This window comes from Nitratiruptor sp. YY08-26 (assembly GCF_016593215.1).
GTDB lineage: Bacteria > Campylobacterota > Campylobacteria > Campylobacterales > Nitratiruptoraceae > Nitratiruptor > Nitratiruptor tergarcus.
Map to the genome: position 1 here is coordinate 1,786,701 of NZ_AP023063.1, position 21,879 is coordinate 1,808,579.

Genomic DNA, 21,879 nt, shown 5'->3' on the forward strand with positions numbered 1-21,879 from the left:
TGTTTTAAGTATTTATAAGAGCCTATATTCTATAACCCTCTCTTTATACCATACCGAGGTTGTTTGACTCTATTTTAGCTACTTATTCCTCTTATCTGTCTCCTCTTTTTTGTCTATACGCTCTTGCAAGGTTTTGTAAAGCTCTTGTAAAACTTCTACGAACTCTATTTTTCCTTCTTCTACCGCATCCATCAAAGATTCTAGCTCTTTGGTATAGTTTTCGTTTACAAAGTAATAAAGCTCTGGATGGTTTTTAATCTCTTCATAGACTGCTATCCCTTTTTTGGTAGCAAAAAGCACTCCGCCTCTTTGAAAGATATAGCCTCTTTGCTGCAGTTTTTCGATGGTGATGGCATAGGTTGAAGGTCTGCCAACTCCTCGCTCCTTCATCATCCTAATAATTTGCGCATAAGAGTAGCGAGGCACTTTACTTCTTTTGCTTAGACTCTTTTGGACTTCATACTCGCTTTCCTCTATATCATTAATTTCCACAGGCCATATGAGATTGATTCCATCTTCTATGATTTTTTTGTAAAAGCTAAGCTCTGCCACCACTCCCAGTGCCGTAGCCATAGCTTCGATCTCTAATACTTTTGCTGCTCTCATCTGCGAGGCTATAAAGTTGCGAAAGATGAGATCGTAGAGCCTCAGGTGTGCTTGCATGATGTTTTGGTTTTGTACTCTCACAAACTCTTCAAGATCTTGCACATCCATTGCTCTTGTAGGGCGGATAGCCTCATGGGCTCCCTCTTGGCTGCTGTGAGGATTTGGTCTATAAAACTCCTCTCCAAAATGGTTTGTGATATACTCTTTTGCAATGGCTAGACCAGCTGGACTGACGCGAATAGAGTCGGTGCGGTGGTAAGTGATAAATCCTGCTTCAAAGAGATCTTGCGCTAGCTGCATGGTGCGCTGTGGCGAAAAGTGAATTCTGGAAGCAGCATCAAAAAGCATCGCATCGGTAGAGTAAGGCAAGCGAAAAAGCTCTTTTTCATTTTGCTTTATAAACTTCAGTTTTATCTTTTGGAGATTTTCATAAAAGCTCTTTGCATCTTCTTCTTTTTCAAAGACAAATTCTGCTTCAAGCCCTCCAAAAGAGGTTGTAACCGCATAGACCTTCTCTTTTGCCTCATACTCTCTTAAAACGATCCACTCCAGTACAGCTGTTTGCACTCGGCCGGCACTAAGGCTTCTTTTGCCAAATTTTTTTTGCAAGAATTGTGAGATCTCAAAACCTATCCATCTATCGGCAACACGTCTGACTAGCTGAGCTCTTACTCTATCCTCATTGACCTCCCTCGCCTCTTGTAAAGCTTCGTTAAAAGCCCACTTAGTGACCTCATGAAACTCCGTACGCTTGATAGTACTATTGAAAGGGCGGCTATTTAAAAAAAGATCGTATGCTATCTTTTCCCCTTCAGTATCGGGGTCAGTCGCAATAAAGACCTCCGCTACTTCTATGTCAAGCTCCCTTATAGCCTGCATAATGTTCTCTTTTGTGGTGTCGATTGGCTCAAAAATCTCTACAAATTCAGGCTTGGTAAGAACGCCATGAAAACCCTCCTCTTTATTGAGATCAAAAACGTGCCCTTTCGAGGCGGTGATGTTTAAGATCTTGTCCTCTTTGGCGATTTCATAAATCTTGATCCCTTTAAATTCTCTCACTAGTGGTTTACCGTAGAAGTTTGCGATAGTTCTTGCTTTGTTGGGAGATTCGACAATAACAAGGGCTGTTTTGAAAAAATCTTTTTGCTCTTTGAGATCCCCTCGCAAAGCAGCTCTCACCCGCTTACGATCTTCGTCTATGTGGCGCAAAATCTGCTGGATATCAACCTCATCTGCCTTTTTAAACACAATCTCTTCACTAAACCAGCGCACCTTCTTTTGCAAACTCGCAAACGCTTTTTTGCTATCAACGAGCAAGAAACTAAGCCCCTTGGTAAGCCCTCCTACAAAAAGGCGACTTGTACGCCCACTCGCTTGGATATATCCCGTTACATCGGCGGTGATGACTTTGAATGTCTCATCTTTTACCAATGATACATCGGGACTTTTATTGATTTTTTGTATAAACTCCTCACTTAAAAGCTCTTGGAGCCAGTTGTAGATATGGGCAACTTTTTCTTTGGCTTTTGAAGTGAGATTTTGCGCAGGGATAAAGGCGATGCGCTTGAGATAATTGCTATACTCCAAAACTTGAGAGAAAAAAGGCTCAGATTTAAGAGCCGGTACAAGCGCAAGCAAGAAAAAATAGAGCGAGCTTGTCTTTTGTAAATCGAGCTTAAATTCTAATTTTGGAACACCTACAAAGAGGGCGTATCGTACCACATCTGGCAAATCCAGCCCACGAGCTAGGGGATTGCGATAGCTAGCAAACCCCACCACCACATCTACCTCTCCCTCTCTAAAAGCCTCCTTGCTAAACTCTTCATAACTTTGCGCTCTAACTCCCTCTTGTTCCAAAAAACTTAGATACTCTTGCAGCTCCTCTTTTGTGGCATTGGAAGGCAAAAAAACAAGTCCCCCTTTGCCAAACTCCCTTATCCTCTCGACACTTTGCTTCCAAAGATCCTCTGGCTCTTCATAGAGATCTTCGATATTTCTAAGAGTAATACTTGGACGACTCACCTCAAATCCTAAAAGCTCTCGAAAAAGAAGAACTCTTCTGCTCCTTGGATTTGCCGTAGCACTTGAGACGATGAGCGTGGCTTGGCGCTTCTTGGCAATAGTTTCTATCTCTTTTCTTTTACTCTCAAACTCTTCCCAATCGATACTTTTCTTTTTAGCAAGTTCTCTTTTATACGCAATAAATGCAAGCGTTTTTTGAATATCATCCTCGCTAAATCCCAAAAGATACAAAACCTTGTCAATATTTTTGGCTGATTTCAAGATCGAATCCACATCATCCACAAAAACAAAATTAAAAACTTTGGGAATAATGGAGTAGTTTTTATACAAAAAGGAGGTAGTAGTAATAAGGATACTAAAATCCCCCTGCTTAATTTTCTCTTTTACAGCTTCTTTTTGCTTTTTTGAAGCATGAGAGTCATACAAAAGGGCATCTTCTCCCATTTGACCCAGGCGCTCATGAGCCTGTTTTGCTAAAAGGGCGGTGGGAAAAATTAAATAGCTCTTTTTACCCTGCGATTTTAAAAAGGCAGCACTCACCAGCCCAAAAGTAGTTTTACCAACTCCGGTTGGAGCCAAAAGGGCAAAGGAGATATCCAAAAAGAGCCGCTTTGCCCACATAAGCTGCAGCTCTCTTGGCAAAAATCCACTTTTTTGCTCAAAAAAGTGCTCAAACTCACTTACCTCTTTATTAAGCTGGCATATTTGTAAAAAGTCCCCCTCTTCTAACGCCTCACAAGGATTTGCCTCTTGTGGCAAGCACTTTTTACAAACAAGCCCTTTGAAAAGTCTCTCACTGCAGATGTCACCCCCGCAATTGGGGCACATCTTTTTATAAATAAGCGAAATCACCTATTTGCCTTGGGCTTGGAGATACTCTTTGATCTCTTTAAGAAGCTGGGCTGGAGTTTTGATAGGATAAGCAAGCCCTTTTGCTACCATAGATCCATCTACGCCTTTTATAGAAATTCCCCCAAGACGCTCACTCAATACCTCATCACTTACAATAGGATACTCAACACCTTTTGTGTGTTTGAGCACAAGATATGCCCATGGTGACTCACAAGATGCTGCTTGGAGCGCTTCTCCCGCCATCGCATGGCAAAAATCAAGAATAGTTTGCGAATCTTGCCCCTCTTTAACGAGTCTGTAAGCAAGTTTTGCCACACCTCCAGCAGTATGGACTTTAAGCTCCTTTTTCTCTTGGGCACTCAGTTCATCAAGGTGTTGGATCTTATACATTGCTTGATCAGGATCTGCGCGCAAAATGTTTCTTACAGTATTTCTTGTTAGCCCTACATATTCAGCTATCTCATCTTCTGGCTTGAGGTATTCTTCACGCAGCACTATTGCAAATGCAGCGCGCGCAAGGCTTGGAAGCCAAGTAAGTGTGCGAAACTCGGCTAATTTTTTCAATCCTCCTAAGAGATCGATACTTTTGAAAAAGACTCTCTCAACAAGTCTCTCTACACCTTTTTCATCAATATTGAGCGTATCGCCTGTTAAAATAATCATTTTTGCCTCCTTTTTTATTGCTCACCAATAGGAGCTAAAATCTTTACTAGCCCCGTCTCGCTAATCTCCATGTAGTGCGTCTTCGTATCGTGACCACTCATACGACATCCGTCAATCCGAAAGAGTCGCACTACATCTCCCAGCTTTGCTTTATACATTCTTGCTTGATACCGGCTAGAAATTAGCTCTTTTGCCAACACCATCGTACCGTCAACAATATGTCCCACTGCGTATCCACCCGCAGCCTCAGCACTCAGTTCTTCATGGCCGCTTCGCTTTTGACTGACAAAAAGAGCCGTCTGATACCACTTTTTCATAAAATTAAAGACCCTTCGTACAATGGCTCTCGCCATCATCTCCTTGTTTTCAAAAAGCCCTGTTACAGAGTCAATAACGGTAAAGTTTATCTTATACTCTTTGATGGCATACGCAAGCGTTGCCAAGAGATCTGGCACATACTCACGAAGTTTGTAGTTAGAAGCTGCATCGATGAGAATGATATTGTCTTGGAATTCATCAAAATTGTATCCCATAGCTAAAGCTCGATATTTCAAAGAGGAGGCTACAAAATTTGCAGGAGTCTCGACAGTGATGAAGGCAACTTTCTCCCCCTTTCTCGCCTGCTCAATAGCAAACTGCTCCACCATGAGACTTTTACCTGTATCGCTCACTCCTGTAATGTTAAAAACACTATATTTAGGAACACCTCCAAGAGAGACCTTTTGCAGCTTTCCTTTTACTTCTTTGACAGTAAAGAAAAGATCATTTAGCCCCTCAATTCCTGTTGGTACACCAATAAGTTCGGGGGCCTTTTCTAAAGCTTTTGAGCCAACATAGATAGCCTCTTTAATTACTTCTGGCTCTTGATAGCTATAATCTTGCTGGTTTTGGGACTCTTGGGCCATAGAGACTCCTTCGGTTTTTAAAAATTATAACACAGCTTTTTTCAAAGCAGTGCAACATAACTTGCAAAAAAATATTGTATTACTTATAATAGTAATACCAAAAGGAGTAATCATGAAAACAATTACACTCAAAACAGATGAAAAGCTTTTTGAAGAGGTCACGAATCTCTCACAAAAACTCAAACTGAGCAAAAGCGAACTTATCCGAAGAGCCATAAAAGAGTATGAAAAAAAGATTGCTTTACAAAACATAAAGAGACAGATACAGCAAGCCTCACTCAATATAAGAAAAGAGAGTGCGAATATAATAGAAGATTTAGAAAATACTATCGATGATGGTTTAGAAAATGTATAAACGAGGAGAGATCTATCTTGCCAATCTCCATCCAAAAAGAGGCAATGAAGTAGGCAAATTAAGACCTGTACTCATTTTTCAAACAGATTTTCTCAATGAGATTGAGCACCCCACAATCATTATACTGCCACTGAGTACAAAACTTATCAATAATGCCTATCCATTACGATTTCGCATACAAAAAAGAGATAGATTGGAACAAGATTCTGACATATTATGCGATCAAATCCGCGCCATTGATAAAAAAAGAATCATATCACAACCTCTTACTCATCTGACCCAAAAAGAGCTTTTTGCTCTAGAATATCAAATTACACTTATTTTAGGATTAAAGGATTATGCATGATCTCCCAATCAAACAACCCTCTCATTAAAGATCTTGTCAATAGACTCCGCGATATTCGCATCACTCCAAAAGAGTTTCGGCACAATCTTAAACTCTTAGCACAACTTCTCTGTATGGAGGCATGTAGTTTTCCTCTCACAAAACAGATCATCCCTACCTGGATTGGGCAAAAAGAGTTTAGTTTTATAGAACAAGAAAATATTGTTGTTGTAGCAATTTTGCGCGCAGCTCTTCCTATGCAAGAGGGGTTACTGGAGCTTTTTCCCTATGCAAGGGGTGGATTTTTGGCTATGAAACGTGATGAGAGCACATTTGAAGCAAAACTCTACTATACCCGCTTACCTGATATTGAGGGCAAAAATCTTATCGTGGTTGATCCTATGGTAGCCACGGGAGGATCACTCAAAAGCGCCCTTGATATCCTCGCAGCAAAAAAACCAGCCTCCATCACAACATTGCATGTAGTTGGTGTCAAAGATGGCCTAGAGTATGTCAATGCTAGCCATCCCAATGCCCACATCCATATCGCACAAATAGATGCATATCTCAATGAGCAAAAATATATTATTCCCGGCCTTGGTGATGCAGGTGATAGAGCTTTTCATACCTAAAAATTGCGATAAGCAATAGGAAAGCTTGCTTTAAAGTTTTGCGAGAGCTTTCTCTTTTGCTCTGGTAGTGGTAACAAAGTTTTTCCCAAATTTATAAAATTTTGTATATAGTAGGTTTTAGTGTATCCAATCTTTTCAAGAAGCGCTATAATCTCTTCAATATCTCTCTCATCTAAAAGATCTGTATGCACGGTAGTGCGCACCTGATAAGGAATACGATAGCGATTGAGAATATGGAGACTCTCAATGAGATTTTCATAAGATTTTGATTTGGTAATTGCAAGAAATTTACTCTTGGGAGCTTTAAAATCGATAGCTATAAAATCTAGCAGATCTTTTGCTAAAAGCTGCTCTAACACCTGTGGAAGGCTTCCGTTGGTATCAAGTTTGATCTTGTATCCAAGATCTTTAATCGTAGCGCAAATAGTTTCAATATCTTTATGAATTGTTGGTTCTCCTCCACTAATAACCACTCCTTCAAGCAAACCTCTTCTTTTTTTTAAAAACTGGACTATTGCACTAAAATCTTTTTCATTCTTTCCATATACAATGTCGGGATTATGACAGTAGGGACAACGCATATTACATCCAGCAAGCCAAAGAATGGCCGCTGGAGTATCTGGAAAATCTAGCAGTGTAAAAGAGGTAAGGTCATAAATTTTTATACCATTGCCTTGCATTGCTCCTCTTTAAAATAGGTACGCTCTTTATGCTCTCCCTTTTTGCCTATGTTAAAACTCTCTACTGGTCTATGATATCCCATGACTCTTGTATAGACCATACATTTTGTGCGTTTATGTGCTAATTTTTTAAGAATTTCTTCTCTATGCATCTTCTGCCTCCTTTAAATATTCTTGGATAAGTTCTTCATCGCAGAGCGGACAAAACTCATGTTCTCCCTGTAAATATCCATGTTTCGGGCATACACTAAAAAGTGGTGTTACTGTTATATAAGGTAACCGAAAATTTTTTATGACAGACTTGACAAGTTTTCTTGCAGCTTCAGCACTACTGATCTTTTCACTCATATACAGATGCAACACCGTTCCGCCTGTATATTTACACTGCAGATCATCTTGCAGTTCCAGAGCTTCAAAGGGATCATCGGTAAAACCCACTGGCAGTTGCGAAGAGTTTGTATAGTAGATATTTTCTCCAAAGCCAGCTTGCAAAATATCTGGATAACGTTTCTTATCCTCTTTGGCAAATCTGTAAGTTGTCCCTTCTGCTGGTGTTGCTTCGAGATTGTAAAGATTACCGGTCTCTTCTTGATAGCCCCTCAATCTTTGGCGCATGAAATCGAGCACATCTTTGGCAAACTCTATGCCATAAGCAGTAGTAATATCCTCTTTATCATCTGTAAAATTGCGAATCATCTCATTTATACCATTCACACCAATTGTAGAGAAATGGTTATTAAAATCTTTGAGATACCGCTTGGTGTAGGGATAAAGCCCCCTTGCAAACATCTCATTAATAAAAGCTCTCTTCTTTTCTAGTGTACTTTTGGCTATATCCATAAGTCGCTTCAGCTCTTTAAAAAGCCCTGCTCTGTCCCCTTTAAAGCGATAGCCAAGACGCGCCATATTGATAGTTACTACCCCGATACTTCCTGTCATCTCAGCGCTGCCAAAAAGCCCGTTTCCACGTCGAAGGAGCTCTCGAAGATCAAGCTGCAGCCTGCAACACATACTTCTTACGGCATTTGGTTTATAGCTATCGGGGTTTTCTCTCTTTTCTCCAGTTTCTGGATCGATGATATATTGGCTACCAATAAAGTTTTGAAAGTAACTGCTCCCAATTTTTGCGGTATTTTCAAACAAAATATCTGTATTTTCTCCATACCAGTCAAAGTCTTCTGTGATATTCACCGTAGGGATTGGAAAAGTAAAAGGCTGGCCTGTTTTATCCCCTTCGGTCATCACCTCATAAAAGGCTCTATTAATGAGATGCATCTCTTTTTGAAAATGCTTATAAGTAAGCTGCAAAGGTGAATCTACTCCTCGCTTTTTAGCTTTTTGTATAATTTTTGGATCATTTGCTACCTCTTCAAAGAGATGCCTATCGTTTTTGGTTGGAATCTGATCAGCTAAGTCTTGTGGCACAGTCCAGTCTATTGTGATATTGGTAAATGGGCTCTGTCCCCAGCGTGCTGGAACATTGAGGTTGTAAACAAAGCTTCTAATTGCCTCCTTTACCTCTTCATAACTCAAATCATCTTTGAACACATAGGGAGCTAAGTAAGTATCAAAGGAGCTAAAGGCTTGCGCACCAGCCCACTCACTCTGTAAAATCCCTAAAAAGTTTGCCATCTGCCCAAGGGCTGTGCGAAAGTGGTTAGGTGGTTTACTCTCAACCCTTCCTCTTACACCATTGAAGCCCTCATTGAGTAAAACTCTGAGACTCCATCCAGCACAATATCCTGTGAGACAATCGAGATCGTGTATATGAATATCACCATTTCTATGCGCAGCCCCCTCCTCTGGGCTATAGACTTTATCGAGCCAAAAATTTGCTATAACTTTTCCAGCCAAATTATTCACAAGTCCAGCATTGGAGTAGCCTGTATTGGCATTGGCATTGATACGCCAATCACTTTTATTGATATACTCCTCTACGGCACTAGAAGTATTTATATAGGTAGTATCAGGAGTGAGTCCCAAGATCTGCTCTCGCTGCATTTTGTGCAAGAAGCGGTAGGTGATGAAAGATTTCATCACATCAAAATAGCCAGCACGAAAGAGCTCATACTCAATGATATCTTGTATCTCTTCGACAGCTTTGACCTCATCAAAGCTAATGCGAATCAAAACACTCTCAAATACTTTGCGATCATAGGGAGTAAGCACACTATCAAAAGCAGCTTTTATCGCATCTTCAATCTTATAGGCACGAAACTCCTCGACACTCCCATCCCGTTTGATAATTGCTTTTGGAAACTGTAGATCCATTGCCACTCCTTTTGAAAAATTCTAACAAAGGAAAGTGGCAATTTTTAGGCGATTTTGTGGCTATTGTGTGGTACCCCAGCCGCCTCCTCCAGGTGTTTTTACTATGAGCTTGTCTCCTTTTTTTGCAAAGAAGTGGACTTTACCGCCAAGATTATAGGTTTTTCCATCGCGCACAAGATAGTTCTCTCCCCTTTTTCCCTCTTTGCCCCCATACAAACCATAGGGCGCAAAGGATCTTCGCTCTGTAAGCAGACTCACTTCTACTGGCTCCAAAAAGCGATATACACGCTCTACACCATCTCCTCCCCTATATTTTCCCTCTCCCCCACTACCATTTCTTAAAGCAAACTTTTCTATCATCACAGGAAAGCGGCTCTCCATCACTTCCACATCTGTAATTTTTGTATTTGTCATATGTGTATGTACACCACTTGCCCCATAAGCCTGCGGTGTAGCTCCAGCCCCGCCTGCAATGGTCTCGTAGTAGCCAAAACGCTCATTCCCAAAGATAACATTATTCATGCACCCTTGGCTTGCTGCAGCTACTTTGAAAGCTTTAAATATCACATCCACTATGCGCTGACTCGTTGTAACATTGCCACCAACAACTGCCAACTCCTTATCTGGATTGAGGAGAGTCCCTTTTGGCGTAATAATCTTGATATTTTGCAATATTCCATCATTGAGAGGAATATCTCTTTGTAGCATCACGCGCAAGGCATAGAGTACTGCACTTCTCAGTACTGCAAAGGGAGCGTTTTGATTAGAAAGCAGCTGTGGGCTTGAATCGCTAAAATCAAAAACTACTTTGCCATCTCTTTTATAGACTTGCAAAGCAACTTTTGCCCCATTATCGAGATAATCTTGGGCACTTGCTGCTTGCAATGAAGCAAAAAAGCTTCTCACGCTCCTTGCGCTCACCTCTTTTATTGCACGAAAAAACCAAGGAAGCTCCTCTTTTAAAGGAAGTAGCGATCGTATCCCTTCCATATTGGCTGCAATCTGCGCTTTTATATCGCTTATATTATCTTCAATATTTCTAGCACCAGCACTCTCAAAAATAGATCGCAAAATCTCTTCTAAAAACACTCCCTCCTCTACTACTGCAAAGCTCTCTATAATTGCCCCCTCATCGTGTAAAAACTTTGAAAATGGAGGCATACTTCCAGGCACACTTCCTCCAATATCTGCATGGTGGCCGCGGCTTGCCACCCAAAGAAGAGTCTTGCCATCTTCAATATAGGGCGTAGCTACTGTAATATCTGGCAGATGCGAGCCTCCCTCATAGGGAGCATTGGTAATATATGTGGCATTTTTGTACCCTTTGGCAATAATCGCTTTTACCACACTGCTCATAGATCCAAGATGTACTGGAATATGGGGAGCGTTGACAATCAAATTGCCATCTGGATCAAAAATAGCACAGCTAAAGTCGGCGCGCTCTTTGATATTCACGCTCCTTGCGCTTTTTTGCAAAATATCACCCATCTTTTTGGCGATAAACTCAAGTCTATTTGCTAAAAGAGAGAGTTTTGCCTCTTGGATAACTCTTTGCTCTGCATGCTCTACTTCTATGAGAATATCTCCATACTCATTAATTGAAGCGCGACTTTTTGGATCGAGCACTACCATAGAGTGCTCCAGTGCGATAAGGGCTGGCCCTTGGATTACAGATCCAGCTTTGAGTACATTAAAAATTGGCACCTCTTGCCACCCCTCATCAAAGTACACCCTCCCCATTTTTACTGGCTCTACTGTACCTGCTACAATTTTAGGGCGTTTTGGTTTGGCAGTTGGTTTGATGAGAGTTACTTTGATGCTCTCTATCTCTATTTCGCCTGCAGGAACAAAGCCGAAAATCTGCTTGTAGCGCCTTAAAAAGTGCTCTTTATAGTTTTCATATGATACCTCTAAAGATGTATTGGTGCCTTTAAAACGCACAAAGAGACTTCTATACTTTTGATACCCCTCACTTCCAGCTTCTAATTTTGCAAAATCCTCTTCGAGATTACCGCTTGCCATTGCAATGCGCTCTGCTTTGATATCAGCATACGCAATCCCCACAGCTGAGAGGATACCACTGTGGCAATGGATGAGGATCTTTTTGATACCAAGTTTTCTCGCTACCCCCACAGCATGCTGCCCACCGGCTCCTCCAAAAACGCAGAGCGTATGCTCTTTTGGATCGTAACCCTTTTTGATAGTAATCTCTTTGATAGCGTTTGCCATATGCTCATTGGCTACATCGATAAAGCCCAATGCTATCTCTTCTACCCTTTTTCCAAGCTTTTTTGCTAGCGGGATAAAAGCACTGAAGGCTGCTGCAATAGCAAGAGGCTCTTTGCCGCTTTTTCCAAAGACTTTTGGCAAAAAGTCGGGATCGAGTCTGCCAGTTACTGCATTAGCATCGCTAATGCTCAACTCTCCTCCTCTGCCATAACACACTGGCCCTGGATTACTCCCACTACTTTGTGGCCCAACTACTAGCATCCCCTCCTTTTCAAAAAGCCTGCTGCCTCCTCCTGCTGCTACTGTGTGAATATCTACCATAGGATAGTGGATATAGCAACCTGCTACCTCATCACTCATTTTAAGCTCTACTTTTCCATCATAGCGGCTCACATCGGTACTCGTACCTCCCATATCAAAACCTATAAGGGGTGTACCATCATAAATACTCGATAGAGCCACAACACCACCTGCTGGCCCACTGAGTAGTGCATTGATGCCACGAAACTCTTCGGGCTTGCAAAGCCCTCCATCGCTTTTTATAAAAAATGCGTTTTTGCGTAATCCAAGATTTTTGAGAATCTTTTGCACATACTCTTGCACAACTGGTGTTAAATAGGCATCCACTACTGTGGTATCTGCTCGATCGATTGCTTTTTGCAAAGGGATAATTTCACTTGAAACTGTTACCTCATAGTCTGCAAGTATCTCTTTAACTCTTTTTTCATGTTCATCAAATCTAAAGCTGTGCAAAAACATCACTGCAACATGCTTATGCTTTGGCTTTGGCACTTCTTGCAAAGGTTGTAGCACCTCAAAGTCTCTTCCTTTAGGAATAACTCGCTCATCAACCTCAATCACCTCTTTATAAAGAGGCTTTGGCTTTTTGATATCAAGCGCAAAGAGATCGGCTCTATTTTGGTAGCGAATCTCTAAAATATCTTTAAATCCTTTCGTTACAACAAATGTAAGATCAACCCCTTTGCGCTCAAGTAGTGCATTGGTAGCTACCGTGGTACCAAACCGGATCCACTCAATATCATCGAGCGTGGCTCCCGCTTCATCCAGTATCAACTGCACACCATAGCTATTTGGATCTTCATAAAGAGGACTTTCACTCAAAATCTTTTTTGTTATCACCTGTTTATCATCAATAACTGCATAGACATCTGTAAATGTTCCGCCTCTATCGATTGCGATTTTGAGCATGTGTAACCTTCTTGTTAAAATCTTAGGATATTATAATGTAAGAAGGAGCCAAAATGACAAAAATAGTTGCAACACTCGGACCCAGTTCCATTGATAACATAGAACAGCTTATTGAGTCTGGAGTCAATATCTTTCGCCTCAATTTTAGCCATGCTGATCATAAAACTCATCATGCTTCAATCAAAAAGATTCGAGAAACTGCAAAAAAGCTAGGAAGCAAAACTGCAATTTTACAAGATATAAGTGGTCCAAAGATTAGAATAGGTGAGATAGATGGGATACTAGAGCTTAATAAAGGAGACAAAATTCGTCTTGTCAAAGATACGCCACACTCCAAGTATGATCTCACCATCAGTTATCCAGAAATTATCGATGATTTACAAGTTGGTGAGTATGTCTTCTTTGCTGATGGCACCATTAGGGCAAAAGTAATAGCAAAGGAGTATAATAGTGTGACACTTCTTGTCAAAAACTCTGGAGTACTCTCCAGCCGTAAAGGTATCAACTTCCCCCACTCAAATCTTAGCCTCAGCGCCATCACACCAAAAGATGAAAAGGACTTACGCTTTGGAGCAAAAGAGGGAGTTGATATCGTAGCAATAAGCTTTGTAAATACAGAACAAGATATCGAAAAAGCACGCAAAATCTTGCATCAAGAGGGGGCAAATCCTTGGCTAGTAGCAAAAATCGAGACAAAAAAAGCGGTAGAAAACCTCGCATCAATCTTACAGGCCAGCGACGGGGTTATGGTAGCACGAGGAGACCTTGGAATTGAAGTAGGCATTGAAAAGGTTCCAGTAATACAAAAACGTATCATTAAAGAGGCCAATCGCTTAGGAAAACCTGTTATAACTGCTACACAGATGCTGCTCTCCATGGTCAACTCCCCTTTTCCTACACGAGCCGAAGTAAGTGATGTAGCAAATGCGGTAATGGATGGGAGCGATGCAGTTATGCTCAGCGATGAAACGACTGTCGGGAAATATCCAGTTGAAGCAGTTGAGACACTACGCAAAGTAATTCAAGAGACAATGAGTATCTATCCCTTTTATAAATACTATGAAGGAAAAGATATCGATGCGATTGCTGGAAGTGTAGCGGACCTTTGCAAATCTATCAGCCCAAAAGCCATTGTCTCCTTTACAAGTAGCGGCACAACAGTTAAAAGCATAGCCAAATATCGCCCCCAAGCACCAATTATAGCTGTGACACATGATAAGAATATTTCCCACAAACTCTCTTTAGTTTGGGGAGTAGCGCAGATTTTTGAGATGCCAAAAATCAAAAATCCAGAGCACCTCATTCAAAAATTTTTAGACGTAGCACAAAGAGAAAATATTGTGACTCCAGGAGATAGAATCATTCTTACAATGGGAAGTATTGTCGGAAAAGAGGGTACTACAAATATGATACGAGTAGTTGAGGTATAATTAAAGAAAAAGGAGTGCAAGATGAAGTTTTTACTCCCTCTAGCTCTTAGCATGACTCTCATGGCTGATTTTCTCCCTACAAATCAAAGTTATACACCTTATGAAGATTTTGATGCGATATGCAAAAGCACCTTTGACCCTCAAGCTACAGTAGCACAGTGGCAAGATATTAAAAAAGCGTATAAAAAAGCAGAAGATAAGAAGAAGTTTCTCGAAGATTTAGATCTAAAAAGGTACGATCAAAGCTATATAATAGAGAATAACGCCACTGCCTTTTTTGAAGCAGGAGATAGACACTATATTCTCACCTACCATAACCATAATCTTCCTACAAACTATACCTACCTTGTCCATGACACTATTGATGATCATATGCTCGATCTTGGTTCATGGAGAGATTTTAGCTACCCCGTACTTTGCAATGTCCCCTCAAAAAGGAAGGGCAATTAATGCTCCAAAGAAAAAGGAAAGAAGCCAAAAAACTCCATATAAAATTACAAAAGCGGGAATTGAAGCAAGAGTAAACTTTACCATAAACCACACAAGATCCCAAAAGGGGATCTTAAGCCCCGTAATAATTACCTCTTTTTTCTCTTCCATAATTACTCCACTACACACTGTCTGATATTGTACGCCCGAGGAAACTCAGGGTGCACAAATTCATCATTAACGATCTTCCACTCTCCACGATTAATAAGAACATAGCCAATTTTATTGGTCTTATCGATACATAAAATATTCTTCCCTGCAGCAAAAGCTTTTTTCACACTTTCCATATGATGGAGCCGCCAAGTGTAGTGCGCAATCAATCCCACAAGCAAAAAGATCCCAATAATACTCAATACTTTTTTTGCATTCACCTCCACAAAGGGACGCGTAACCACAAAAACAGCAATTGCAAAAACAAATAGTGCTATAAGAATAAAAACCAGCTCTTCACGAAAAAAATCAGTCAACATTTTCTCTCTCCCATGCTGCAAACGCATCACTAAAATATTTGATGCGCTGCTTTTTAAACTCCCTCGTAGAGTAGAGATAGCGATAATCGCGCGGCTCAATCTCTTTTGCTATCTCCTCTACCACCTCCTCTACTTCCTCTTTGCTCTTTCCATGCACCATACTAAAGAGGCTATATGGCCAGTTGGGATAGGTTGGACGCAAATAGCAGTGACTCACAGCCTGATACGCAGCCACTTTCTCTCCTATCTCTGCAGCTCTCTTTTCATCCACATCCCACACCACCATTGCATTAGCACTAAATCCTGCTTTACGATGGCGCAAAATGGTAGCAAAACGGCGCATATATCCACCCTCTTGTAATCTTTTAGCCTCTTGCATCAATGTATCATAATCAATACCAAGCTCCTCTACTACCTTTGCAAAAGGCTCATATACTGCATCAATATCTTCTTGAAGTAGCTTTATAAGTTGATAATGCAGGGGAGTGAGTTCAAAAGATATCTTCTTCTTTTTCTCTACTTTCTCTTTCTTTTTCCCCATACCCCTAGGATCTAGCTGCACTTTAATTTTAAACATCTTTTTTGTAGGCAAAATTATATACTCTTGTGCATTACTCTTTTGCGCTAGAAGCTCCACCGTCTTTTCAAGCCCCAATTTACTTCGTGGTTCAACGGCAATAGTAAACCAGAGATTAAAATCGTGATCTCTTTCATAATTATGTGAAACTCCAGGATGGGTATTGATAATAGCTGCTGCTTCTTCTATATCTTTCGTTTTAAAAGCTACAAGGCTTGATTTATATCCCAACGATTTTGTATCAAATATCCCTGAAGTTTGGCGAATAATATCTTGTGCCTTCAACTCTTTATAAAGCTCTAGAACACTCTCCTCATCACTTCCTAGCTCTTTTGCTAATGCAGCAAAGGGACGCTGTGTTATGGGAAACTCTTTTTGAATAAGCGTCACAAACTCCTCATGCATCCAGTTCCTTCTCTTTTTTTCATAATTGTAGTGAGTTTACCCTTTTGTATCCTTGATACCTATCAAAGATTAAGGTTTAAAGTCCTGTGTCAAGTAATAATAACACTATATCTATTCTATTCATAATGCGTCCACATTCTAAGAATTTTGACAGTTTTTTCTTCTTCCAAAACTTGATACACTAATCTATGTTGTATGTTTATTCTTCTGCTATAGGCACCTTTTAAATCTCCTACCAACTTTTCATATTTTGGAGGATTAGCAAAAGGATCGTTTTCTAAAATACTCAGCAACTTTAAAACTTTATCTTTTAAACCAGCTTCTTTAATCTTTTTTGCATCTTTCACAGCCTGTTTTGTATAAACAATTTTATACATTACCAGTCCAATTTATCTTCACACTCTTGTATAGGGGTATTTAATCCTTCTTTTATTGATTCTCTCATTCCAGGAATTGAAGTAAGATAAAGTGTCTCTGCAATTGCTCTAAAATCCTCTTCACTTATTAATACAGCACTGTTTCTTTTACCTTTTATCAAAATAGGCTCATGACTTTCAGCAGTCTCATCTATAAGCTTATAGAGATTGTCTCTTGCCTTAGAGACATTTATTATTTTTGTCATCACTACCCCTTTTTTACAAAATCGTACCATTTTTCGTACGATTTGTCAAAATATTATCATCTGATATATTAACCTTGATACCTATCAAAATCTTCCAAGGTAAAATTGGTTAATATTACGCAAAGGAGTTGTATGAGTTTTTTTCCAGCATATCTCAAGCTTGATAACAAAAAGATCCTCGTAGTGGGTGGTGGTAAAATTGCAGGAGACAAGATTTCTCATCTTCTTGATTTTACACACAACATCACCATCATTGCTCCAGAAATTGATGAAAGAGTGCAAGAGTTCATTACTACACATAACCTCCCCTATCATAAAAGATCATATCAAAGAGGAGATGTAGATGGCTTTTTCATTGTCATTGTAGCGGTAGATGATCTTGAAGTTCAAAAAACAGTCTACCAAGAGTGCCACAAATATGGAGCTCTTTGCAATGCAGTTGATAGCGTAGCGTATTGTGATTTTATCTTTCCATCCTATATCAAAAAAGGTGAACTCATTATTGCCTTTTCTACAAGTGGCGCTTCACCTGCTCTATCAAAATACTTGCGCCGCGCTATCGAAAAGCTCCTCCCAGCAAATATCGCCTCCTTTTTGCAAGAGCTTAAAACTTTGCGTGCAACTCTTCCCAAAGGCAAAGAACGAATGGAGCTGCTTGATAAAAGGGCAAAAGAGTATATACAAAAACACTTCAAAGGATAACAATGTTTAGTAAAAAAATAATTTGGGCATTTCTATTTATTTTCATCTTCTTAAGCATCACTGCGCTATTAGAAAATATGCCAGCACCAAAAAACAAAAGAGTTTATGAAGCTATTTTGCCCTATTTTCCCTATAAAATTACAAAAGAGTTAGGAGGCGTGGATATTGTAGATAAACGTACAGGCAAAGATCTCGATATTGCAAATGCACAAGTCTATTTAGCATATGATGCGATGCTTAAAAAGTGGGGAGAGAAACATCTTAAAGTTGAAGGCGATAAACTCCATATTCTAGACGATAATGGTACAGTTATAAAAACACTCTCACTCAATCAAAAAGAGCTTGCCTGGGTGAAGGAATTTTTCAAAAAATAATGCATAGTGCTATTCAGATTTTTCGCGAACTTTTCTTAGCACTTTTGCTCCTTCAAGCTCAACCAATAAAACCTTCCATGAGTTTTTACTGGCAACTTGATGGGAATGTTACAAATTTCAATAATGCTCAAATCTATGATATCGATCTTTTTGACTCCTCTCCTACTCTTATAAAAAAGCTTCATGAACATAACAAAACAGTGATTTGCTACTTTAGTGCAGGAACATATGAGAATTGGCGTCCTGATATCTCTCTCTTTCCTCAAACCGCCATAGGAGAGCCTCTCGATGATTGGCCAGGTGAAAGATGGCTCGATATTCGCGATAACAGAATAAAAAAGATTATGCGCAAACGCATCGACCTTGCTCTTAAAAAGGGGTGTGATGGAGTAGAGCCTGATAATATTGATGGATTTACCAATGATACAGGATTCTCCTTCAGTTATAGCGATCAGCTAAGATTTAATAGATTTTTAGCATACGAAGCACATAAAAGAGGTTTGCTCATCGCTTTAAAAAATGATCCACTCCAAGCAAAAATGCTTGCAAAACTATTTGATTTTGCCATAGTGGAAGAGTGTGTGGAAAATGGTGAATGCGATAAGTATCTTCCCTTTATAGAGGAAAATAAAGCCGTTTTTGCAGTTGAGTATGAGTATGCACCCTTCCAAGAGGGGTGCCAAAAGTATAATCGCTTTAAATTCTATTTTACTTCATCTTCTCTTGATGGCTCACTTTGGCAAGAGTGTTACGGAGCATCAAGGAAGTAAATTAATCCAACGCCTTTATGAACCACTTCAGGAAAGGTTAGCACTTTACTGCCACCATATTTGAGACGAAAGATATTAAGAGTATCTTTATTGCGCACAGGAATGAGATCATCTCCCTTTGGCCCTTGCAAGCGACTTCCAAAAACATAGAGCGCACCTTCAGCCTTTATCCACTCTCCGCTGATGTAGTCTCTTACAAGGAGTTTTTTAAAATCGGTCTCCTTTTTTATCTTATATTCAGAAAATTCGTAGGGACGCAAATAGAAATAAAACATCGATTTAGGACAGCAAAAGAGGATAGCCTTACCGTTTGCAAGCTCTATTTTTGCCTGAAACTTAGGATTTTTATTTACATCAAGATGGTAGAGAGGGTCAAGAGTTGCTTTTTGAGAGCTATTACTATCCTTTGATGTATTTTGTCCAAAAAGTAACGTAATAAAGAGAAATATCGCAAAAACTTTTTTCATAATACACTCCTTTAGAGTAGATCCCGTTTTTTGAAAAAGTAGTAGCCTAACATCGCAAAGAGTATACCTAATGCTAAAGGATACAGTACTGCATAAAGCAGTATCATCGTATGCCCAAAGGTATCAAGCAAAAAGTATGCAACAGGCCCCATCACTGTAAGCTCTGGATCAAAAAGACTAATAGCCCCTACGCGAAACACCTCTAAAGGGTTGAGAAGCGAAAGAGCAATAATGAGATCATCATTCCATCTATTTGCAAGCATCAGTCCTATAAGAGCAATATCGATAAAGGCAAGAAGCGTTATCCAAACCACAAAGCTAGCCCCAAGTGCAACATCATGAGATTTCACAATAGTGGAGATAAAAAATGCTATTCCTAAAAATGCAGCACACAAGCTAAACAAAAATCCACTATAGACAAAAAGCATCTTCCACGGAAGCTCCCCACCTTTAAATACTCCCCAAACAATTCCTAAAACAAGTGCTAAAAATACAGGGAAAAAGACGATAAAAAAGCGTCCCAACATTTTTCCCCAGTAGTACTCTTTAAGGGATACCGGAAATGAGAGCATATACTCTAAAATAGCACTCTCACGATCGCCGGAGATAGATTTGACAGTAGTAATCAAAATAAAAATAGGTAAAATAACGATTGTCACTTGCATATAAACTAGCAGCAAGCGACTAAGGCCGGTAAATCCCATGACAACACTATCTGTAATTCCTGTAACAAAAAAGAGCGCCATCAACCCGCCAAATACAAGGAGATAAACAAAAAACCATTTGCTGCGCGTTGACTCTTTAATATCGAGTTTTGCTATCAAAAAGAGATTTTTCATCGTCCAATCTTCTCTACCGCTTTTCTTACCTCATCAAAACTCAAAGCATCTTTTGGCGCTTCTTGTGGGGTAAGCGCTCCAAATCCATACCCCATTGGTGTAATATAGTTTTGCACGTATTTTGCCTTTTTTGCATCGATCCATTTACCCGTCTTGGCATCAGTAATCCAGATCTTTTTGATTTTTATTTCAGGATGCTCGAGCTTATGCCATAAGAAGTAGCATCCAATATCATCAAACTTATATACTCTTCCTTGCTCATCCACCGCTTGCACTGCAAATTTTCGCTCACTGATTGCCATTTTACACCGCTCGCACATGTCTCGATCCCAGTGCATCTTTGCTGGCTCTTTGGTATAGTCTTTTTTCGAGCATCCCCAAAAAGCTAAAGAAATAAAAATTAGAATTATCCAATATCTCATGTCTACTGTCCAATGTCTAAACTCTCTCATCTTCAACCACTTTGCCTAAATCCATATATATTTTTCTATTAACAAGACTCTCCACTTCTTCGAGACGGTGAGTTATATATATTGTCGAAGTTTTAGCATCTAACTCCTCTAAAAGACTATAAAACTTCTCTCTCGCTTTTGGATCGAGATTGGCTGTTGGCTCATCAAAAATAAGCATTTTGCTCTTTTTTGCCAATGCAATGGCTATGAGCATCTTTTGCTTCATACCACCACTGAGCTTAAAAAATGGCTTACTCAAATTTTGCTCAAGTGCAAGATCCATTCTCTTCGCCTCTTCAAAGATAGCTTGAGGCACAACTTGCGAACTTTTTGCCACATACTCAATAAGCTCAGTGAGGCTCAGTTTAATAGGTGGCGGTGTTTGAGGAATGAAGCTGATATTTGTGAGCACTCTTTGGCGCATCTTTATTGGAGAGAGGCCATCTACCTCAATGGAGCCACTATCGAGATGGTAAAAGCCCAAAATGGAACGCACAAGAGTGGTTTTGCCAGCTCCATTGGGCCCCATGAGAGCAATTTTATCACCATCTTCTATAGTTAAATTTACATGATCTAAGACATTGACATCTAAAAAGCGCTTCACAGCCTCTTTAATTACTATCATACCAGATTCTTCAACCTAAACTCAAAATTGTATGCATCTTCGTGACACACATCAAAACATCTCGCACACATTATACAATCACCATCTTTAACAAACTCTTTTGTAATCCCTTTTTCTTTGCGCTCTTCATCATATTTAGCTTTAAAACGCTCTAAAACATGTTCCTCTGGACAAGCAATAAAACAAGCAGCACAGTGATCACACTTATCCATATCCCACTGCACCTTCATAGGACTTACCCAGCCAATAAAAGCATAGGTTGTACCAATAGGACAGACATACTTACACCACGCACGGCGTGAATAAAAGATTTCTATCAACAGTATTACTAAAACCCAAACAATAGCTAAACTCCAACCATACACAATGAAACGGCTCAAAATCCCTACTGGATTTATCACTTCAAAAACCATATAACCATCAATCGCAGCTGCTGCTAGGAAAATCGCCCAAAAGATATAGCGTACTTTTGGATTGAATTTATGCTCTTTAATAATATGTTTACTCACAAGCTTTTGATGAAAATACTCCCCTATCTCGCTCAAGAGCCCATAGGGGCATACCCATCCGCAAAAAGCCTTTCCTCCTACCAAAAAGTAAAATCCCACAATAGTAGAGACACCAATAATAATATTAGTGTGTATTTCATGCTCAGCTGCTAAAATCTCTAATGCAGCAAATGGATCAATGAGGTGAAATCCAAGGAGCCTTGATCCCGTTAACGTCCCTTCCAGAAACTGGATATCTATATGGTAGGATAAAAAGAAGGCAACATTGATGATAATGACACTAAGCCATCGCCAAAACCGCCAGGTAGGGCGGATTTTTCCCTCTTTTGTTCGGTAGTAGAGAGTTGACCATAAAGGAGCACTAATAAGCTCCCTCACACTCCAGCTATATTTATCCAC

General features: G+C 39.9%; 25 protein-coding genes. 8 read left to right on the plus strand and 17 right to left on the minus strand.

The genetic code is table 11. From position 1 onward, the window contains the following. Positions 1 to 78: 78 nt before the first annotated feature. Genes rgy through JG738_RS09610 form a run of 3 tightly spaced genes read right to left on the minus strand, consistent with a single transcriptional unit; the run spans position 79 to position 5,048 of the window. Positions 79 to 3,480: a reverse gyrase gene (gene rgy, locus JG738_RS09600; RefSeq protein ID WP_201337676.1), complete on the minus strand. Its 3,402-nt coding sequence runs from the start codon at positions 3,478 to 3,480 to the stop codon at positions 79 to 81. After that, positions 3,481 to 4,143 carry a bacterio-opsin activator gene (locus JG738_RS09605; protein WP_201337677.1) on the minus strand — a complete coding sequence of 221 codons (663 nt, stop codon included), beginning with the start codon at positions 4,141 to 4,143 and terminating at the stop codon, positions 3,481 to 3,483. A gap of 14 nt (positions 4,144 to 4,157) precedes the next feature. Next, the gene (locus JG738_RS09610) at positions 4,158 to 5,048 is read right to left on the minus strand and encodes a KaiC domain-containing protein (protein WP_201337678.1); all 891 of its coding nucleotides are present in this window, start codon (positions 5,046 to 5,048) and stop codon (positions 4,158 to 4,160) included. Positions 5,049 to 5,160: 112 nt separating this feature from the next. Here JG738_RS09610 and JG738_RS09615 point away from each other — a divergent pair, with 112 nt between their 5' ends. The 3 genes from JG738_RS09615 to upp are packed head-to-tail and all read left to right on the plus strand — an operon-like array spanning position 5,161 to position 6,360. Further along, positions 5,161 to 5,403, plus strand: coding sequence for a ribbon-helix-helix domain-containing protein (locus JG738_RS09615; RefSeq protein ID WP_201337679.1), 243 nt, complete (start codon positions 5,161 to 5,163; stop codon positions 5,401 to 5,403). Next, entirely contained in the window at positions 5,396 to 5,749 is a 354-nt protein-coding gene (locus tag JG738_RS09620) for a type II toxin-antitoxin system PemK/MazF family toxin (RefSeq protein WP_201337680.1), read from the plus strand. The genes JG738_RS09615 and JG738_RS09620 overlap by 8 nt, the downstream gene beginning before the upstream one ends. Further along, positions 5,746 to 6,360: a uracil phosphoribosyltransferase gene (gene upp, locus JG738_RS09625; protein WP_201337681.1), complete on the plus strand. Its 615-nt coding sequence runs from the start codon at positions 5,746 to 5,748 to the stop codon at positions 6,358 to 6,360. The genes JG738_RS09620 and upp overlap by 4 nt, the downstream gene beginning before the upstream one ends. Here upp and JG738_RS09630 read toward each other — a convergent pair. From JG738_RS09630 to JG738_RS09645, 4 genes are read right to left on the minus strand one after another with little or no spacing between them, the layout of a single operon-like run. After that, the gene (locus tag JG738_RS09630; protein ID WP_201337682.1) at positions 6,357 to 7,040 is read right to left on the minus strand and encodes an anaerobic ribonucleoside-triphosphate reductase activating protein; all 684 of its coding nucleotides are present in this window, start codon (positions 7,038 to 7,040) and stop codon (positions 6,357 to 6,359) included. The genes upp and JG738_RS09630 overlap by 4 nt on opposite strands. Next, the gene (gene nrdD, locus JG738_RS09635) at positions 7,022 to 7,192 is read right to left on the minus strand and encodes an anaerobic ribonucleoside-triphosphate reductase (protein ID WP_201337683.1); all 171 of its coding nucleotides are present in this window, start codon (positions 7,190 to 7,192) and stop codon (positions 7,022 to 7,024) included. The genes JG738_RS09630 and nrdD overlap by 19 nt, the downstream gene beginning before the upstream one ends. Next, positions 7,185 to 9,311: a ribonucleoside triphosphate reductase gene (locus JG738_RS09640; protein ID WP_201337684.1), complete on the minus strand. Its 2,127-nt coding sequence runs from the start codon at positions 9,309 to 9,311 to the stop codon at positions 7,185 to 7,187. The genes nrdD and JG738_RS09640 overlap by 8 nt, the downstream gene beginning before the upstream one ends. Positions 9,312 to 9,371: 60 nt before the next feature. Then, a complete protein-coding gene (locus JG738_RS09645; RefSeq protein WP_201337685.1) occupies positions 9,372 to 12,749 on the minus strand; it encodes a hydantoinase B/oxoprolinase family protein in 3,378 nt (1,125 codons plus the stop codon). Between the two features lie 53 nt (positions 12,750 to 12,802). Between JG738_RS09645 and pyk the strand changes: the two genes are divergently transcribed. Both pyk and JG738_RS09655 read left to right on the plus strand, forming a co-directional pair. Continuing rightward, complete coding sequence (gene pyk, locus JG738_RS09650) at positions 12,803 to 14,179, plus strand: pyruvate kinase (protein WP_201337686.1); 1,377 nt, start codon at positions 12,803 to 12,805, stop codon at positions 14,177 to 14,179. Positions 14,180 to 14,200: 21 nt separating this feature from the next. After that, positions 14,201 to 14,629, plus strand: coding sequence for a hypothetical protein (locus tag JG738_RS09655; protein ID WP_201337687.1), 429 nt, complete (start codon positions 14,201 to 14,203; stop codon positions 14,627 to 14,629). Here JG738_RS09655 and JG738_RS09660 read toward each other — a convergent pair. The 5 genes from JG738_RS09660 to JG738_RS09680 all read right to left on the minus strand — a co-directional run bounded on the left by JG738_RS09660 (position 14,609) and on the right by JG738_RS09680 (position 16,742). Further along, the gene (locus tag JG738_RS09660) at positions 14,609 to 14,779 is read right to left on the minus strand and encodes a hypothetical protein (protein ID WP_201337688.1); all 171 of its coding nucleotides are present in this window, start codon (positions 14,777 to 14,779) and stop codon (positions 14,609 to 14,611) included. The two genes, JG738_RS09655 and JG738_RS09660, sit on opposite strands and share 21 nt — an antisense overlap. A 2-nt stretch (positions 14,780 to 14,781) precedes the next feature. After that, positions 14,782 to 15,138: a hypothetical protein gene (locus JG738_RS09665; RefSeq protein WP_084274853.1), complete on the minus strand. Its 357-nt coding sequence runs from the start codon at positions 15,136 to 15,138 to the stop codon at positions 14,782 to 14,784. After that, positions 15,128 to 16,120, minus strand: a complete 993-nt coding sequence (locus JG738_RS09670; protein WP_201337689.1) for an Lrp/AsnC family transcriptional regulator — start codon at positions 16,118 to 16,120, stop codon at positions 15,128 to 15,130. Before JG738_RS09670 ends, JG738_RS09665 begins: the two co-directional genes overlap by 11 nt. Before the next feature lie 116 nt (positions 16,121 to 16,236). Next, positions 16,237 to 16,497 (minus strand): Txe/YoeB family addiction module toxin, encoded by a 261-nt coding sequence (locus JG738_RS09675; protein WP_201337690.1) that lies wholly within the window; start codon positions 16,495 to 16,497, stop codon positions 16,237 to 16,239. After that, complete coding sequence (locus tag JG738_RS09680; protein ID WP_201337691.1) at positions 16,497 to 16,742, minus strand: type II toxin-antitoxin system Phd/YefM family antitoxin; 246 nt, start codon at positions 16,740 to 16,742, stop codon at positions 16,497 to 16,499. Before JG738_RS09680 ends, JG738_RS09675 begins: the two co-directional genes overlap by 1 nt. Positions 16,743 to 16,874: 132 nt before the next feature. On the opposite strand from JG738_RS09680, the gene JG738_RS09685 reads away from it, so the two are divergent. From JG738_RS09685 to JG738_RS09695, 3 genes are read left to right on the plus strand one after another with little or no spacing between them, the layout of a single operon-like run. After that, positions 16,875 to 17,444 carry a bifunctional precorrin-2 dehydrogenase/sirohydrochlorin ferrochelatase gene (locus JG738_RS09685; protein ID WP_201337692.1) on the plus strand — a complete coding sequence of 190 codons (570 nt, stop codon included), beginning with the start codon at positions 16,875 to 16,877 and terminating at the stop codon, positions 17,442 to 17,444. 2 nt (positions 17,445 to 17,446) lie between these two features. After that, complete coding sequence (locus JG738_RS09690; RefSeq protein WP_201337693.1) at positions 17,447 to 17,818, plus strand: hypothetical protein; 372 nt, start codon at positions 17,447 to 17,449, stop codon at positions 17,816 to 17,818. Next, positions 17,818 to 18,588, plus strand: a complete 771-nt coding sequence (locus JG738_RS09695) for an endo alpha-1,4 polygalactosaminidase (RefSeq protein ID WP_201337694.1) — start codon at positions 17,818 to 17,820, stop codon at positions 18,586 to 18,588. Before JG738_RS09690 ends, JG738_RS09695 begins: the two co-directional genes overlap by 1 nt. On the opposite strand, the gene JG738_RS09700 is transcribed toward JG738_RS09695, so the two are convergent. From JG738_RS09700 to JG738_RS09720, 5 genes are read right to left on the minus strand one after another with little or no spacing between them, the layout of a single operon-like run. Further along, positions 18,567 to 19,055 (minus strand): nitrous oxide reductase accessory protein NosL, encoded by a 489-nt coding sequence (locus JG738_RS09700; protein ID WP_201337695.1) that lies wholly within the window; start codon positions 19,053 to 19,055, stop codon positions 18,567 to 18,569. The genes JG738_RS09695 and JG738_RS09700 overlap by 22 nt on opposite strands. An 11-nt stretch (positions 19,056 to 19,066) precedes the next feature. Continuing rightward, positions 19,067 to 19,894 carry an ABC transporter permease gene (locus JG738_RS09705; RefSeq protein ID WP_201337696.1) on the minus strand — a complete coding sequence of 276 codons (828 nt, stop codon included), beginning with the start codon at positions 19,892 to 19,894 and terminating at the stop codon, positions 19,067 to 19,069. After that, entirely contained in the window at positions 19,891 to 20,346 is a 456-nt protein-coding gene (locus JG738_RS09710; protein ID WP_201337697.1) for a nitrous oxide reductase accessory protein NosL, read from the minus strand. Before JG738_RS09710 ends, JG738_RS09705 begins: the two co-directional genes overlap by 4 nt. Beyond that, entirely contained in the window at positions 20,333 to 20,971 is a 639-nt protein-coding gene (locus tag JG738_RS09715) for an ABC transporter ATP-binding protein (protein ID WP_201337698.1), read from the minus strand. Before JG738_RS09715 ends, JG738_RS09710 begins: the two co-directional genes overlap by 14 nt. After that, on the minus strand, positions 20,968 to 21,879 hold the full coding sequence (locus JG738_RS09720) for a NapH/MauN family ferredoxin-type protein (protein ID WP_201337699.1): 912 nt from the start codon (positions 21,877 to 21,879) through the stop codon (positions 20,968 to 20,970). The genes JG738_RS09715 and JG738_RS09720 overlap by 4 nt, the downstream gene beginning before the upstream one ends.